The sequence below is a fragment of the Clostridium sp. UBA871 genome (assembly GCF_002295255.1).
Lineage (GTDB): Bacteria > Bacillota > Clostridia > Clostridiales > Clostridiaceae > Clostridium_J > Clostridium_J sulfidigenes.
On sequence record NZ_DBFV01000011.1, the window covers coordinates 938,000 to 953,391 of the forward strand.

Genomic DNA, 15,392 nt, shown 5'->3' on the forward strand with positions numbered 1-15,392 from the left:
AAGTGATAGGTGAGATATCAAATCAAGCAGTAGAAGCAAATATATTAGGAGAGTGCCTAAGGAATAATAGAAGTATAGATAAAGTATTAAGTTATGGAGTATGTAAAGATGATTTTTATAGTACTAAGCATCAAAACATATTTGAGGGGATTGTTAATACTTATAAGAAATATTTAACTGTGGATGTAGTGCTAGTGGCCGGAGAGAATAAGAATTTATCCATCTCATATTTGGCTGAATTATTCAGCAGCTCACTAAGTATAAACATAAAATCATATGTGAAAATATTAAAAGAGTATAGCAGCAATAGAAAATATATTGAAATAGCTAATGCTTTACAAAGTGGGAAAGTTGAAGATTGTGGCTTAATGATAAGGAAAGTTGTGGAGGACGAAGAAGAGCTTAATAGAAAGCTTAATTCAGATAATACTATTATCACACTGGATCGTGTAAAAACTATCAACATTAACAAGGCTGAAAAGATAAAAACTGGATTTAAAGGAATAGATGATAAGATACTAGGGTTTATGATGGGTAGTCTAAATGTTATTACAGGTTATAACGGTAGTGGTAAAAGCACTATTATAAATCAAATGTGTATAGCTGAAAGCTTAAGCCAGGGATATAAAGTATTTGCTTATTCTCCGGAACTTACGAATAGCAATTTAAAGAGTTGGTTATATCCTACTTTAGCCATTAACGATCACTTTGTATCAACAGAATATAATGGAGTGAAACATAAAAAGGTTGGCAATATTGGTATAAGGGTTATAGATGGATGGATCAAGGATAAGCTATATATCTATAGTGATGATAGCATGACAAGTTCTCCGAATCAATTGTTAAGCGATATGGAATACCTATTTAATAATAAAGGTGTAAGAGTATTCATTATAGACAATCTTATGAAGTTGGATTTAGAAAGTGGATATAAGGATAGGTACGTAGGTCAAAAGCATTTTACAAATGAATTAAAAGAATTTGCTAGAAAATACAATGTTTTAATTCACCTTGTAGCACATCCTAAAAAACCACAGGAGTTAAATAAACCTAAGCTTGATAAGTTCGATATATCTGGAAGTGCCGATATTAGTAATTTAGCTGATTATGTTATGGGCATAGTAAGGGTTAGTGATAACATGAAAAAAGAAGCATGGGAAAAAGATAAAATAGATCTTAAAGACTGTATTATAAAATTTTTAAAGGACAGGCCTAGTGGTTCTAATGAATTTAATATTGTACTGTCATTTGAAAAAACTAGGAGAAGATTTTACAACACAGAAAATGAGCTTGAAAAAGATTATGGTTATACTAGAAGTCTTGATATGGTCCAGGTAGAAAATGAAAACAACTTATTTGGTATTGGAGGTAATAAGAGTGAATAATTTGAGAGAAGTAAAATGGGTTACAGGAAGAAAGTATTATTTAGATGGGAGAGAATTAGATACAAAAGACCGTTGGAATGAAAAAGAATATCAATATGAAAATGATTTAACTAATTTAAAAAAAGAAGAAAGAGAACGAGTAGAAATAATTGATAGTTATGATTATGGCTATTTCCACAAATGGATTACATTTCATAGATATATGGCAAATGAAAGTGCTACTACAGAGGAATTAGCATTAATAGAATTGAAAGATGGAACTCTTAAATATATGAGTCCTATGGATATCATTTTTGTTAATAAACCTAATTATGAAGGTTCAATTTAGAAATAGGAGTTGATAGCCATAGAAAAGCAGCAGCCTAAAGTCATAATTATAGTCTTAAGAGTTAAGGACAAGTACCAGGTATGTGAAGATAAAAAGCTTAAAAGGTATATAGGCAAGAAGATGGCCGGAGATATTAAATGATTAAATTAAGTAAAAAAGGTGATGAATACCGCAAATACTCATCACCAATAGAGCTAAAAGATACTCTATCACATTGCAGTTTTAGAGTATCCCAAAATCTAACAAAAATCAAGTAGTGAAGGGGATTTTATATTATGAAACATGAAGAAATTAAAAAACTAATTAGGAATGTTATAGATAATGAATTCAATCATGTTCAAGAGTACCAGGAAATAGAACTTATAGATAAAGATAAAGAGCAAATTAAACTTAATGAAGCATCCGAAAAATTATTTGAAAAGTTGAGTGATAATATTCCAAAAGAGTATCAAAAATTATTAAATGAATATAATGATGCTTTATTATATAACTGTGCAAATATGTGTAAATTGTATTTTAAAGAAGGTGTTAGAGCTGGTACTACTAATCTAGAGTTTTTAAAAGATACTCAAATTATGGATTACATTTAAGGAGGATTCATGGTTAAGATTAAACTAAGTTATAAAAAAGAAGAGGACAAGCTAAGGATCCTTAAGCAGTTATCCAGTGGAAGTAAAATAAAAAAGGTTAGTAATCCTCATAAAACAGGTGAATTTTATAGAATATATGTAGAATTAGAATAAAATTTATAGGGTGTGTCAATCTTGGTACACCCTTCAATTTTAATCAATATGTGGTTACGAGGTTATAAATCAAAGTAACTACAAGAAAGGAAAATATATGTATTGTGTAATTCAAGAGATAGAATTAAAGAAAGAAAATCAATACGGAAGGTATAAGGAACTTAAAGTATATGAAAGTAGATTTACAATGTATAATGAAGAACATGTAAAGTATGGCTATGATTATACTGGAGGAAGATTTAAAAGACCTATGAAGAAAGCTTATAAAATAAGCATACATCACAGTTACAGAGAAGAAGGGAAAGTTAAAAAGAAACAATGGGTAATATGTACAATGGAGTATTATGATATAGCTCAAAGTAATACGTATATAAGAGATTATTTTACATCTTCAAGATGGGAAGAAAAGATTAAATCTTTAGGAGTATCAGAAGATGAATTATATGACTTAGTATATAAAAAACTAGATCCTTTAATTGAACGTATACAAAATGAGTTCCATAAGACAGAAGAGTATAAGACACACCAAGAGCATGAAGCTATTATACACAAGTACCTTAAGGTTAAGGATGCCTTTGAGTCAGTATATGGAGATAATACCTATGATTATTGTTATGATGTATTTGGACAAGTTAGAAATGAGAAAAAGCTTCAAGAGATAAAGGAGCAGTATAAACAACAAAAAGAATATCAACGTAGTTACTATGAAAACTCTAAAAGCAACTACAATAATTATAATTTTGGTAGTTACTTTGAAAATAATATGAGTACCTACACAGAGGAAGAAAAAACATATTTAAAGAAAATATATAAAGCTGCAGCTATGAAACTTCATCCGGATACTACTAAAGATAATGGAGAGGGTATGAAATTTCTAAATAAACTTAAAGATGAATGGGGAATATAATATCATATGTAGGTACTAAGTAATATTATGTAGTAACCACGTTAAAGTATTGGTAACACTATATTTTAAACTGATTTCATGATATAATATAAACATAAAGATAAATATAAGAAATACCCTCACTTGATAAGTGGGAAGGCATAAGAGCCATGGTTAATATTTTGGAAGTCCTAAATAGGATAACTAATTTATTAGTCATGGCTTTTTTATTTTGAATGAAAGGAGGAATATCACTAATGGAACAAATGGCTAGAGTTGAAAGAAACGCCTATATGAGAGAGTGGCGTAAAAATAATCAAGATAAAGTAAAGATGGCCCAAAAGAGATATTGGGAAAAGAGAGCTAAAAAATTATCCGGTAAAAGTAGAAAAGATGAAGGTAGTCAAGATAGATTACAACTACCGATTTAAGGAGTAGATCATAATGAAACTAAAATCTAAAAAAGAAAAAGAAATTATGGAACGTTGGATGCGTAATCAAGCTAAGAAAGAAAAATCTAAAAGTCCATGTAAGTAAGGAGAGGTAATTAATGATAAAAGGAAAGTTGGAGCATTTAACAGATCAAGAGGTATTAAGTTTAATAGAAACTAGAGAAAACAGAGCTGCAAATATGGGAAACAGTGTTGAAGGGAGAAGAAGTCTTTTAGATGATGAAGGTATACATGAGGAGTTAGAAGCTAGAAGAAATGAAATTGTAATCAATAACTTATTAAGCGGAAAGACATTAACTGAAAAAGAAATTAGAGAAGTATTTTTTATATATAAACCTACAGCTCTAGTTGAAAGTGTAACTAAGTATCATGCTTATTATTTAGAATTAGATGTTTTTCAAATTGGGGAAAGTGGTAACTATGAAAAAGTAACTACACATGAATTTAATAAAGAAGTTGTAAAAATATTTATTAAAGATATGGAAGAGTCACAATTTCACATAGGTAGGGTTGGTGAAACTAGTATTGATGCAGTAAGGGCAATGATAAATGATAAGGTAAATATAACCTTAGAAGATAAGATTATAAGTGCTTTAAGTAATACACCTCTTACAGTGGCTAACACTAATAATATAGTTCAAGATATATCCAGTGCTATCTCTAAGTTAAGTAAAAAGAATAAAAGAGTGTTTACAGTTCTTATAAGTCCTGAGGAGTACTGTAATAATGCTGCAGTAATTAAGAACTTAGATAAGGTAAACTTCATGTTAGTACCAGGCATTACTAATATTATAGTGGCTGCATCAGATAAGATAGCACTGAACTATGTTGAAGGTAAGTTAGAGCTAGATAAAGATGTAAAGAATGGTAGCTATACATTCTGTGTTTCATTATTTAATTTAGATGCAATCATAACTGATAATAATGCAGTAGTAAAGATTATATAATTTGGGGTAAAAAAGAGTAAAAGAAGGGGGAAAAGGTTTAATATCCCCCCCTATCTACCAGAAAAATAAGAAATCCCTACAGTACCGTTGTTAGAGGTTTCCTTGTACAAAGTTCCTTAAATGAATGAAAAAAGGGGGTGTCTGTATTGAAGACATTAAAATGTGACAATGAAGAGCTAGTTAAACACTACCAAAATGGCAGTAAACAGGCACTTGATGACCTACTTCAACAGAACATAGGAATTATAAAAAAAATAGCTGAAAATTACAATAAATTAAGAAAAAAAGGCATAGAATTTGATGATTTATTCAATAGTGGAGTTATAGGTTTAATAGCTGCAGCTAAGAACTATGATTTTAATAATGAGAAAAAAGCTAAATTTATTACTTATGCAGTCCATTATATAAATAGACAGATATGTATATGTGCTAATGGTAGAAGTGATAAGGAGATACAGAATAATAAGCTTTATAACTTTACTAAAAGCTTAAATACTCCAATTGGACAGGATGAAGACATAGAGTTACTAGATATCATACAAGTAGATGATAACAGTTTTGAAAATGTAGAATATAAATTATATCTTAAGCAGTTGCGACAAGAGTTAGAAAAAGTAATGAATGAATGTTTATCCTTAAGAGAAAGAGAAGTAATTAAATTTCTCTATGGCTGGGAATGTGATGTTATGAAAATGCAAGAAGTAGGTGAGATCTTAAATATCACAAGGGAAAGAGTAAGGCAAATAAAAGAAAATTCATTTAGGAAAATAAGACATACTTCATGGTGTAGGATTAAAGGTCAAGAGTATTATAATGAAATATTTGGAGGTAGAAAATTAAGTTATAGAAATGTAGAAAGAGAACTTGATTTTATAAATAAATATTTTGATGATTTAATGGGAGCATAAATTGGGATAAATTCATTATCATAAAATAAGTAAAAAGTATGTGATATTATTAATATTTAACATATAATAGTAATATATAACAGTTAAATGAGGTGTAATATCATGGGAGAAAAACAAAATAGAATTACTGTGAATTTTAGAACTACTGCAGAAGAAGAGCAAAAACTATATAAGTGGGTAAAAGAGAATGGTGTAGTAGGTGGAGATAGTGCATTTATTAAGAGAATACTATATAAAGCTTATAAGGAAAAAGAGGGTAAATAAACACCCTCTTATTTTTTTATAAAAAATTATCTGTATTATGCAACTTTTAACAGATAAGTGCATATATATGTATTAAAGCAATCAAAGGGAGATAAAGGATAGTGATAGGTGTATATTTGTCTATGTATTTGAAGTATTTAGCAGCAGTAGGCATTATTTATACAATTAAAGAGTTAAAAACAACAGAGCAACAAAGGATAAAAAGAACTTTGAGAAAGTTTATATCTAATAGATGTATAGTAAATGATAAGACGAGTCTTAAGGCTTATGTTGAGGATATAGAGAGCGAGAAATGGGGGTTTAAAACTGTAATAGATATTAGCAATGTAATAAGCTATGAAGAATTTGAAAAGCACCAGGATTATATTAAGCAGCTATTTAGAGCTAAAGAGATTACTATGAGTAACCAGGAAGGGAAAGCAATAGTTGAAGTAATTACAAAGAGTATTAATGATTTAGAATATAAGCCACTTGAATTACTACCTACAGAGCTATTACTAGGGTATGACTATAAAGGAAATACAATTATAGTTGATATGCTTAAAACTCCTCATATAGGGGTACAAGGAGCGAGTAATAGTGGTAAGAGTAAAGGGATTGAATTAGGATTAAAGAATTTAAAGGGTGCTGATATAGTGTTACTGAATGTGTTTCAGAAAGATTTTACAAGTATTAAAGGTAGAAGGATAAATGGAAATGAAAATATATTAAATTATCTACAGAATATAATTGATAAGCCTTATATAAGGTCAAGACCATTATATTTGGTATTGGATGAATTGAATGTACTAGGTAAGGATAAAGCCATTAATAAGGCTATTATGGATGTATTAAGCCAGGCAAGGCACTTTAATATATATTTAATAGCATTGGGACAAAGTCTATTAAAAGAAAATTGTCCATATAAACAACTATTCAATGTTAGGGTAACATTTAGAGCCATAGACAGAAGTTCTATATCAGCCTTTTTAGGTTGTAGTATAGAAGGTACTAATTTACTTCAAAGAGAGTTTATATGTTATTCAGATAATATATATAGGGGAAAAACTTATCTAGCAAATTTGAATAAATACAAACCAACTGTAGCACTTAAAATGCGTAGGTCTGAACTTAAGCGTTTGCCTTTAGGTTACAAGCGGTTCTGACTAGCATTTTAAGTGTGTAAGGCGGTAGGAATTACTTCTATAACTTGTTAGTAGCAGTTTAATTCATACAAGAATACAACGTTAAAACATCTATAAAACAAGTAATATCAAGGTGTTTAGATATGTATAACTTAAAAATAATTAAGTGTGGTAAAAGACTAGAAGTTTATAAAATAAATAACTATGTAATTAATACTAAAGGCAAGGAAGTAATAGGGGAATCATTAATAAAAAGCAATGGAAGAAATGGAGATAATAATTTAAATAATGATATAAAAGAAATTAACTCCGATAGATCAAGGAGAACAGTATTAAATAATGCTAGGAATAACATTGTAAGATTAATTAAATGTAATGAGGATATGAGAACATTTATTACATTGACTTTTAAAAAAGGAAGTAATTATAAGGACAGTAAATCATTATTGAATAATTGTTTCAATAAACTTAGAAAAAATCAGAAAGGACTAAAGTATTTGTGGGTATTAGAATATGGAACTAAAAAAGAAAGGCTTCATTATCATGTGTTATGTAATATATCTATAGGAATAAAGTTAAGCTGCAGCAAAGAGAGAAAGAATAAGAAACATAAAGAACTAGAAAATGATTTTAGATTAAAGTACTGGGAACATGGATGGGTAGATATAAGAGAACTGGGCCAGGAAGGGAATACAAATATAGCTTTATATGTAGCTGCATACATTACAAAGGATTTAATAAATAAGAAATTTGAAGGTTATAGAATATATGGTTATTCAAGAAAGACATTAGATAAGCCTGTAGAAACTAAAATATATACTACTGAGAGATTAGAGGAGATTTTAAATAAGTTATCTATAGATTATGATGTGAAATATACTAACAACTATAGTGTAGGATATGTTGATCATAAAGGAGAGCACATAGGAACTGTAAGTTATTTTGATTTAGTAAAAAAGGAGTGATAAGAATGTTATTAAAAAATATAGATATGATGGTTACTAAAGTGGAGCTTAAGGAAGGAAAGGAAAAAAATCAGTATTTAATGATTAATTTAGTTGATATTGAAACCGGAGATATGTTTGAAATTATTCATAGAGATATTGAAGCTATAAAAGAATTAACTCCATTTACAAAGGTAAGAGTTAATTTGAATTTAACTAGTGGAAAGTATGGACTCGGTTTAAAGCTCCAGGAGATAGTAGGTACAATTTAAAGATTAAATACACATGTAGAAATATAGGTGTATTTGTTATATAATAATCTTGTAAGAATATTGTACTAACTATACAATAATATGGGAGAAAATATGAAAAATACGTACATTAAAAAAATACACAGTAGGCATATTGAGGATTCAATACAAAGAAAAAGAAATTATGATATGTATGAGAAAATAATATATCATTATTTATCCATGGGAGAATCTCTTAACATTTCTTGTGAAAAAGTTTATATTAATAGTAAGTTAGAGAAATATAATAATAAGTATGAAACTATGAGGATATCAATTTCTGCAGCAATGATTTCTTCTATTATTATGAAAATGGCAAATCCAGAAGATATGATGGGTTTAGTAGAACAGTGTAGAAGCATGGGAAAAACTATTTTGGAAAATATACCTAATATAAGGAGTATAAAACAAGGTACGTTCATTATAGTTTCTTTAATTATGTTAGTTGCATTATCTACATTAATATCACTTGGAGTACTTGCAGGAGTACTAGTTGTAGAATTTGCATTTAGTCTTTTAAGTAAAAAAGCGGCCATAGAGATTGAATATTATTCTATGTGTTTAGAAGTATTAATATTATTAGAGGAAAAAAAGTTTGTAAATAATTACAATGAGACAGAAAAGATAAATTGTGTTAGAGAAAAAGTACAGTTAGATAAATATAAAAGAAGACACCAAGAAGACACTTCTCCAATATTAGACGAAAAATATAGTATTTTAAAAATACAAAACAACAATGATAAACATAGTAATATAAGCACTTAAGGAGATATATTCATATGTATTAGAATTTATCTAAATGTATAAAAATATCCCCCTACAGGCTACCATATATTTGTAATAATTACATTGGTACAGGTTTAAAGCCATGTTCAAAGCTCTTAAAGAGGATAATGAGATAGTTAAAATTATGGGTTATCGTGCTATGGATATTAATAAAATAAAAGATAAGGAACAAAAGGCACACTATACAAAGATATAAAACTTATATAAGATACCTATTAACAATGATGAAGAAGAAAAGCTTGATGAAATTAATCAAATTCTACTTAATGGTGGAGATGGTAGTAAAGTATTGTAATTTATTCCTTGTATAATGTATAATTAATTTATATTTACATAGGGGAAGGGGTTACATATTATGAAATGTCCTAAATGTGGAAGTCAGAATGTTACAGTTCAAGCAGTTACAACAACGAAAACAAAACATAGAGGTTGTTTAGGGTGGTTGATATGGATTATGTTAGCTATTTGTACTTTGGGTTTAATAATAATTATACCTTTAATAACTAATAGTAAAACTAAATCTAAAACACATAGTGAAGCAGTTTGTCAGAATTGTGGCAAAAGGTGGAAAGCATAAAATAAATTTAAGCACTTACTTTAAAATGTACCCTATATAATAGACACTTTAAAAAAAGTCTATTATATAGGGTATTTTTATGTATAATACAATTAATATATAGCTTTAGGAGTGATAATATGAGCAACAAATACCTGGTAAGGTGTTGTTAACAGATATAACTTATTTATTTTATAAGAATGGTCAAAAGGTTTATTTGTCAACTATTTTAGATGCTTCTACCAATGAAGCTTTAGCATATAACATTTCTAAAAGTTTAAAAATTGATATTGTTACAGAAACAATTGATAATTTGGTGAAATCGAACAAGCATTTACTCCGTAAAGATGTATTTATTCACTCTGATCAAGGTGCTCATTATACTAGTCCAATATTCCAATCAAAATTAAAGCAAAAACAATATAGGACAATCAATGTCTAGACGTGGAAATTGTTGGGACAACGCTCCGCAGGAGTCATTTTTCGGTCATTTAAAAGATGAAACAAATCTAAAGCATTGTGAAACCTTTGAAGATGTTTTATGTGAGATTGAGGATTACATGGAGTATCATAATAAGTATAGAGGTCAATGGAACTTAAAAAAGGTGACTCCTGTTCAATACAGAAATCATCTTTTATCTTAGAGCCTTTTTAAAAATGTACTTGACTTAGGGTACACTTTATTATAGCTAAGTCCTTTAATTTTTTATATTGAAAATAATTTATGAAGAATAGATAATAATTAAGTTTTTCTATTATATAAATAAGTATATGAATCTTACTTAATGAAGATAATAATATAAATTACATTTTAGGAGGTAAGATTATGAATTTAAAAAGTGAACATCATTCTTTATTAAATAATAATCCAGGAACTATAGAAAGAGATCTTGGAAGGGAAGTAAGAAATAAGGTTAGTGATAATGAATTAAAGAGTGAAGCTAATACAAAGAGGAACAAGGAGTCTATAGAAAATTCCATAGAAAAGGGAGAAGGATATCTTTATAACACATTAGAGGATTAATATATTGAAATTATTATATCTAGAGGAAAGCAAATTTACTTTATAAATAAGTAGATTTGCTTTATTTGTTTTAACATTTATAACCGTATAAAATAATTAATTTTATATTCAAGTTATTAACCTCTTATTGCTATAATTATAGCGAAAGGAGGGGCGATATGGGAAAAATTGATGAAATGGATAAAAGGGTTTGTGAAATGAGACAAAATTTACAAAAGTTAATTAGTGAAAAAACTAATTTACTAGATCCAGAAGTAATCATCGCAAGCCAAAAACTCGATGTGGTTTTAAATGAGTATCATGCAATACTGAGAAAAATCCTCGAGTAAAACAAAAGTTGGAGAGATCTAAAGTCTCTCCTCCAAGGAGATAAAATAAATAAAAGTATCTATAAAATCTAAAATATAGATTTTAATGCATATAAGTAGTAGAATGGTAATATGTTGAAAATATAAGCTAAGTAAAATATATATATTTTATTTAGCTTTCAAATTGGATTAGGGGGACATAATGTGAGTGGTAATCAAAGAAAAAGTAAAGTGAAAAGTGGAGGAAAGATTTTAATTCCCATAATAATTATGCTTTTTGTAATTTATGAAGCTAGGAGTATATTTAAGGAGATAGATATAAATCAGGTTCTAGATATATTAAGAAATATACCTAATACATATCTTGTAATATTCTTAATATCTGCAATTATATCTATATCGTTTTTATGCTTTTATGATGTAGTACTAGCTGATCATTATAGATACAATATAAATAAGTTTAAGGTATTTGTAGTTGCATGGATTGCTCATAGCTTTAATGACATAATAGGGTTTGGAGGGCTTACAGGAGCTACACTTAGAACTGTTTTATTTAAAGATGAAAATATTGATACTAAGGACATGATAAATTTTAATATGATACTAATACCTACAACTATAGTGGGCTTATCAGTTATGTGCTATTTAGGTGTATTAGACGTATTTAAAATATATCCATTATTACATAACCAAAAGTGGCTTTGGATAGTAATATTAATATTTTGTGCTTTTCTACCTATATATTATTTTTTAGATAGGTTCACTTGGTTAAGCAATAAACTTGAAAAATTTAATTTATACTTTGAAGGAAGTATAAATTTAAAGGTCAGATTAACCCTTCTATCTACCTGTGAGTGGATAGTGAGAAGTATGATGTTTTTTACCATAGCTAAATATTTTAAAGGTGATGCAAGCTTTGTATCGGTTACAGGAGTAAATATATTAGCATGTATTGCTGCACTTATAAGCTTTATACCAGGAGGTGTAGGGTCCTTTGATTTAGTAGCGATACTAGGACTAAAGACTCTGGGGTTTTCTCCTAACTCAGCTTTATCTATAACGCTTTTATTTAGACTATATTACTTTATAATACCTTGGATTATTGGAGTAATTCTATGGGTAGGAAGAGTAGTATTAAGGTCAAATAAATTAGGTAATCATATACGAGAATAAAATAAGTTAATACAATAAAAGAAGAGGATGAATAATGAAAGATATATTAAAATTACTACAAAACAATTTCCTTTTTAAAGGAATTGATTCTGAGAATCTAAAAAAAATTTATGAGGAAACAAAATATCATATTAATAAATATGATAAAGGGGAAGTTATTGCCCATGAAGAAGAAGAATGCAGTACTATAGGACTTATATTAGAAGGAACCATTGAACTTCAAAGGATATATCCAAGTGGTAAATATATAGTTTTAAATAAACTTACCCTTGGTGATGTATTTGGAGAAGCCATAATATTTTCAAAGCAAGAGAATTATCCAGCAACAGTTATTGCACTAAATCAATGCAGTATATTATACATTGATAAGGTAGATATGTTAGAACTATTTTCAAGAGAAAAAAGAATTCTTGAGAATTTTTTAGAACTTCTTAGTAATAAAGTGCTAATGCTAAATTCTAAAATTAAAAATATATCTTTTAAGAATATAAGGCATAGAGTTATAAATTACATATTAGAAGCTATGAAACTACAGAAGAATAGTACAATTAAATTAAAAGAAAGTAAAGAAAGTATTGCTGCAGCTTTAGGAATACCAAGACCATCATTGTCAAGGGAGCTAATAAATCTTAGGGATATGGGATATATAGATTTTGATAGAAGCAATATAAAAATATTAGATATAGAAGCTTTAGAAGAAGAAATGTTTAATTAAACATTATATAAAAGATAAGTATTAATAAATATGGAATACTAACAATGTAAATAAAAACATTTAAAAAAATATATTATCACAGGAGTTCGTAACATAGGTTACGGACTCCTGCATTTATTTTATGTACAATAAGACCATAGTTCAAATGAATTCAATTATTAAATCAACAAAGTAAAAAATATTATTAAGAAATAAAGGGGAGTTAAATATGGAGAATAAGATGTTTTGTTTTCAATGTCAAGAAGCAGCTGGTTGCAGCGGATGTACTGTAAGAGGAGTTTGTGGTAAGACTCCTGATCTTGCAAAACTTCAAGACTTATTAATATACAGTTCAAGAGGATTATCAGAAGTAGCTACAAGAGCTAGGGAAGAAGGAGTAACTGTTTCTAATATAATAAATAGAGCTGTGACTATGAATCTTTTCACTACAATTACAAATGCAAATTTTGATGACGCGGTATTCTATAAAATGGTTAAAGAAACTTTAAATCTTAAGGAAGAATTACTTTCAAAATTAAGCAATAAAGAAGATTTAAGTGACGCTGCATTATGGACAGCTAAAACAGAAGCTGAAATGGATAGTAAAGCTGGTTTAGTAGGAGTACTGTCTACTGATAATGAAGATATTAGAAGTTTAAGAGAAATGATAACTTATGGATTGAAAGGATTAGCTGCATATGTTAAACATGCTAATGCATTAGGATATGATGATGAAGCCATATGTGCATTTATGCAAAAAGCTTTAGCTGCAACAGCAGATAATAAGATAACAATAGATGAATATATAGCATTAACATTAGAAACTGGTAAAGTTGGAGTAGACGGTATGGCATTACTTGATAAAGCTAATACTGAAAGCTATGGACATCCAGAAATTACAAAAGTAAATATTGGAGTAAGTAATAAGCCTGGAATTCTTGTGTCTGGACACGACTTAAAAGACTTAGAGCAATTATTAATTCAAACAGAGGGTACAGGAGTAGATGTATACACTCACTCAGAGATGTTACCAGCTCACTACTATCCAGCATTTAAAAAGTACTCACACTTCATAGGAAACTATGGAAATGCATGGTGGAAGCAAACAGAAGAATTTGAGAGCTTTAATGGACCAATTCTTATGACTACAAACTGTATAGTACCACCTAAAGATAGCTACAAAGCAAGAGTGTTTACTACAGGTGCTGCAGGATATACAGGATGTACACATATTGCAGCTGATGAAAAAGGAAATAAAGATTTTTCAGCATTGATAGAATTAGCTAAAACTTGTGAAGCTCCAATAGAAATTGAACATGGTGAAATCATTGGAGGTTTTGCACACAATCAAGTATTAGCCTTGGCTGATAAAATTGTAGAAGCAGTAAAAACTGGAGCTATAAAGAAATTCTTTGTGATGGCAGGTTGTGATGGTAGACAAAAGAAAAGAGAATACTACACTGACTTTGCAAAGGCATTACCACAAGATACGGTAATCTTAACTGCAGGATGTGCGAAATATAAATATAACAAGTTAGACTTAGGTGATATTGGAGGAATTCCAAGAGTACTTGATGCAGGTCAATGTAATGATTCATACTCACTAGCATTAATTGCTTTAAAATTAAAAGAAGTATTTGAGTTAGAAGATATAAATGAATTACCAATAGCATTTAACATTGCATGGTATGAGCAAAAGGCTGTAATAGTTTTATTATCTCTACTACACTTAGGAGTAAAAAACATTCACTTAGGACCAACGCTTCCAGCATTCCTATCTCCAAATGTAGCTAATGTTTTAGTTGAAAATTTTGGAATAGGTGGAATAACTAACGTAGAAGATGATATGAAAATGTTCATGGAAATGTAGTTGAAAAAATAAATATATAATTAAGCCCAATATGTAACTATTAAAAGAGGTTCACTAAAATTAATATTCTAGTGGACCTCTTAATTTAGTATATATTTCTTTTACTTAAGACGAGATTCAATCCAAGCTAAGGCACCTGGATGCATAGAACCATCATTATCCAAAGTAACTTGAGAAATGAAAAATATTTCATTATCTTCTTTTACTTCATCTAAAGCTAGCTTTATATCCTTAGAATTCATTTCAGTATGTAAAAGAAATGTGGTTGGCATAATGTTTGCCCAAGACCCTAAAGATTTAATTTTTCTAGGCAGATTACTATGGTGGTGATGATGGTCGTGGTTGCAATTCTCATCATGCTGGTGATCATGATCACATTCATGATTATGAGTTTCAGCTATATAATAAGTTATTTGATATACAGACATTTTATTACCTCCTCTAGGTAAGTTTATGGTTATTTAACATGTATTATACATAAAATGAAAGTGATTTGCAATTAATAATTCATTAAAATGATTATCAGTAAGAAATATAAAATATAAATTTTGTAGACCTAAGAAATAAAATAATTTATTATAATGTTTACAACTTAAGTAATGTATGCTATATTATTGGTAAATGATTACAAAGAAAAGGAGCGGTATGAAATGAAAAAATTATTTATAGTTTTAAAGAAATTTAATAAAATCCATACTGCTTATAATAAT

At 28.6% G+C, this 15,392-nt stretch carries 21 protein-coding genes and 2 pseudogenes; 22 read left to right on the forward strand and 1 reads right to left on the reverse strand.

Going from position 1 to position 15,392, the window contains the following annotated elements; all coding sequences use genetic code 11:
* Positions 1 to 2 precede the first annotated feature (2 nt).
* The 22 genes and pseudogenes from B3086_RS17515 to hcp all read left to right on the forward strand — a co-directional run bounded on the left by B3086_RS17515 (position 3) and on the right by hcp (position 14,682).
* Entirely contained in the window at positions 3 to 1,385 is a 1,383-nt protein-coding gene (locus B3086_RS17515; protein WP_346894046.1) for a DnaB-like helicase N-terminal domain-containing protein, read from the forward strand.
* Positions 1,378 to 1,713, forward strand: a complete 336-nt coding sequence (locus B3086_RS17520) for a hypothetical protein (protein ID WP_346894048.1) — start codon at positions 1,378 to 1,380, stop codon at positions 1,711 to 1,713. The genes B3086_RS17515 and B3086_RS17520 overlap by 8 nt, the downstream gene beginning before the upstream one ends.
* 9 nt (positions 1,714 to 1,722) lie before the next feature.
* Positions 1,723 to 1,854, forward strand: coding sequence for a hypothetical protein (locus tag B3086_RS17525; protein WP_346894050.1), 132 nt, complete (start codon positions 1,723 to 1,725; stop codon positions 1,852 to 1,854).
* Between the two features lie 134 nt (positions 1,855 to 1,988).
* On the forward strand, positions 1,989 to 2,303 hold the full coding sequence (locus B3086_RS17530) for a hypothetical protein (protein WP_346894052.1): 315 nt from the start codon (positions 1,989 to 1,991) through the stop codon (positions 2,301 to 2,303).
* 9 nt (positions 2,304 to 2,312) lie between these two features.
* Positions 2,313 to 2,456 (forward strand): hypothetical protein, encoded by a 144-nt coding sequence (locus B3086_RS17535; protein WP_346894054.1) that lies wholly within the window; start codon positions 2,313 to 2,315, stop codon positions 2,454 to 2,456.
* Between the two features lie 97 nt (positions 2,457 to 2,553).
* Positions 2,554 to 3,363 carry a hypothetical protein gene (locus B3086_RS17540; protein WP_346894056.1) on the forward strand — a complete coding sequence of 270 codons (810 nt, stop codon included), beginning with the start codon at positions 2,554 to 2,556 and terminating at the stop codon, positions 3,361 to 3,363.
* Positions 3,364 to 3,599: 236 nt separating this feature from the next.
* Positions 3,600 to 3,773, forward strand: a complete 174-nt coding sequence (locus B3086_RS17545; protein ID WP_346894058.1) for a hypothetical protein — start codon at positions 3,600 to 3,602, stop codon at positions 3,771 to 3,773.
* A 119-nt stretch (positions 3,774 to 3,892) separates the two neighbouring features.
* Complete coding sequence (locus B3086_RS17550; protein ID WP_346894060.1) at positions 3,893 to 4,741, forward strand: hypothetical protein; 849 nt, start codon at positions 3,893 to 3,895, stop codon at positions 4,739 to 4,741.
* Between the two features lie 146 nt (positions 4,742 to 4,887).
* On the forward strand, positions 4,888 to 5,649 hold the full coding sequence (locus tag B3086_RS17555; RefSeq protein WP_346894062.1) for a sigma-70 family RNA polymerase sigma factor: 762 nt from the start codon (positions 4,888 to 4,890) through the stop codon (positions 5,647 to 5,649).
* 102 nt (positions 5,650 to 5,751) lie between these two features.
* The gene (locus B3086_RS17560; protein WP_346894064.1) at positions 5,752 to 5,913 is read left to right on the forward strand and encodes a hypothetical protein; all 162 of its coding nucleotides are present in this window, start codon (positions 5,752 to 5,754) and stop codon (positions 5,911 to 5,913) included.
* 101 nt (positions 5,914 to 6,014) lie between these two features.
* Positions 6,015 to 7,058: a hypothetical protein gene (locus tag B3086_RS17565; protein WP_346894066.1), complete on the forward strand. Its 1,044-nt coding sequence runs from the start codon at positions 6,015 to 6,017 to the stop codon at positions 7,056 to 7,058.
* Between the two features lie 122 nt (positions 7,059 to 7,180).
* Positions 7,181 to 8,002 (forward strand): rolling circle replication-associated protein, encoded by an 822-nt coding sequence (locus tag B3086_RS17570; RefSeq protein ID WP_346894068.1) that lies wholly within the window; start codon positions 7,181 to 7,183, stop codon positions 8,000 to 8,002.
* 5 nt (positions 8,003 to 8,007) lie between these two features.
* A complete protein-coding gene (locus tag B3086_RS17575) occupies positions 8,008 to 8,253 on the forward strand; it encodes a hypothetical protein (protein ID WP_346894070.1) in 246 nt (81 codons plus the stop codon).
* 93 nt (positions 8,254 to 8,346) lie between these two features.
* Complete coding sequence (locus B3086_RS17580) at positions 8,347 to 9,036, forward strand: hypothetical protein (RefSeq protein ID WP_346894072.1); 690 nt, start codon at positions 8,347 to 8,349, stop codon at positions 9,034 to 9,036.
* 91 nt (positions 9,037 to 9,127) lie between these two features.
* Positions 9,128 to 9,253, forward strand: a pseudogene (locus B3086_RS17585) (Gp15 family bacteriophage protein); the annotation flags it as partial.
* Between the two features lie 159 nt (positions 9,254 to 9,412).
* Positions 9,413 to 9,634: a hypothetical protein gene (locus B3086_RS17590; RefSeq protein WP_346848270.1), complete on the forward strand. Its 222-nt coding sequence runs from the start codon at positions 9,413 to 9,415 to the stop codon at positions 9,632 to 9,634.
* A gap of 118 nt (positions 9,635 to 9,752) precedes the next feature.
* Positions 9,753 to 10,257, forward strand: a pseudogene (locus B3086_RS17595) (IS3 family transposase); the annotation flags it as partial.
* 182 nt (positions 10,258 to 10,439) lie between these two features.
* Positions 10,440 to 10,637 (forward strand): hypothetical protein, encoded by a 198-nt coding sequence (locus B3086_RS17600; RefSeq protein WP_035133185.1) that lies wholly within the window; start codon positions 10,440 to 10,442, stop codon positions 10,635 to 10,637.
* A 158-nt stretch (positions 10,638 to 10,795) separates the two neighbouring features.
* Positions 10,796 to 10,966, forward strand: coding sequence for an aspartyl-phosphate phosphatase Spo0E family protein (locus B3086_RS17605; protein WP_346848271.1), 171 nt, complete (start codon positions 10,796 to 10,798; stop codon positions 10,964 to 10,966).
* Between the two features lie 183 nt (positions 10,967 to 11,149).
* Positions 11,150 to 12,118 (forward strand): lysylphosphatidylglycerol synthase domain-containing protein, encoded by a 969-nt coding sequence (locus tag B3086_RS17610; RefSeq protein ID WP_346848272.1) that lies wholly within the window; start codon positions 11,150 to 11,152, stop codon positions 12,116 to 12,118.
* Between the two features lie 34 nt (positions 12,119 to 12,152).
* On the forward strand, positions 12,153 to 12,833 hold the full coding sequence (locus B3086_RS17615) for a Crp/Fnr family transcriptional regulator (RefSeq protein ID WP_346894074.1): 681 nt from the start codon (positions 12,153 to 12,155) through the stop codon (positions 12,831 to 12,833).
* Positions 12,834 to 13,041: 208 nt separating this feature from the next.
* Positions 13,042 to 14,682, forward strand: coding sequence for a hydroxylamine reductase (hcp, locus tag B3086_RS17620; RefSeq protein ID WP_035133194.1), 1,641 nt, complete (start codon positions 13,042 to 13,044; stop codon positions 14,680 to 14,682).
* Positions 14,683 to 14,783: 101 nt separating this feature from the next.
* Here the strand turns inward: hcp and B3086_RS17625 are convergent, their stop codons facing one another.
* Positions 14,784 to 15,110: a hypothetical protein gene (locus B3086_RS17625; protein WP_346876423.1), complete on the reverse strand. Its 327-nt coding sequence runs from the start codon at positions 15,108 to 15,110 to the stop codon at positions 14,784 to 14,786.
* Positions 15,111 to 15,392 lie beyond the last annotated feature (282 nt).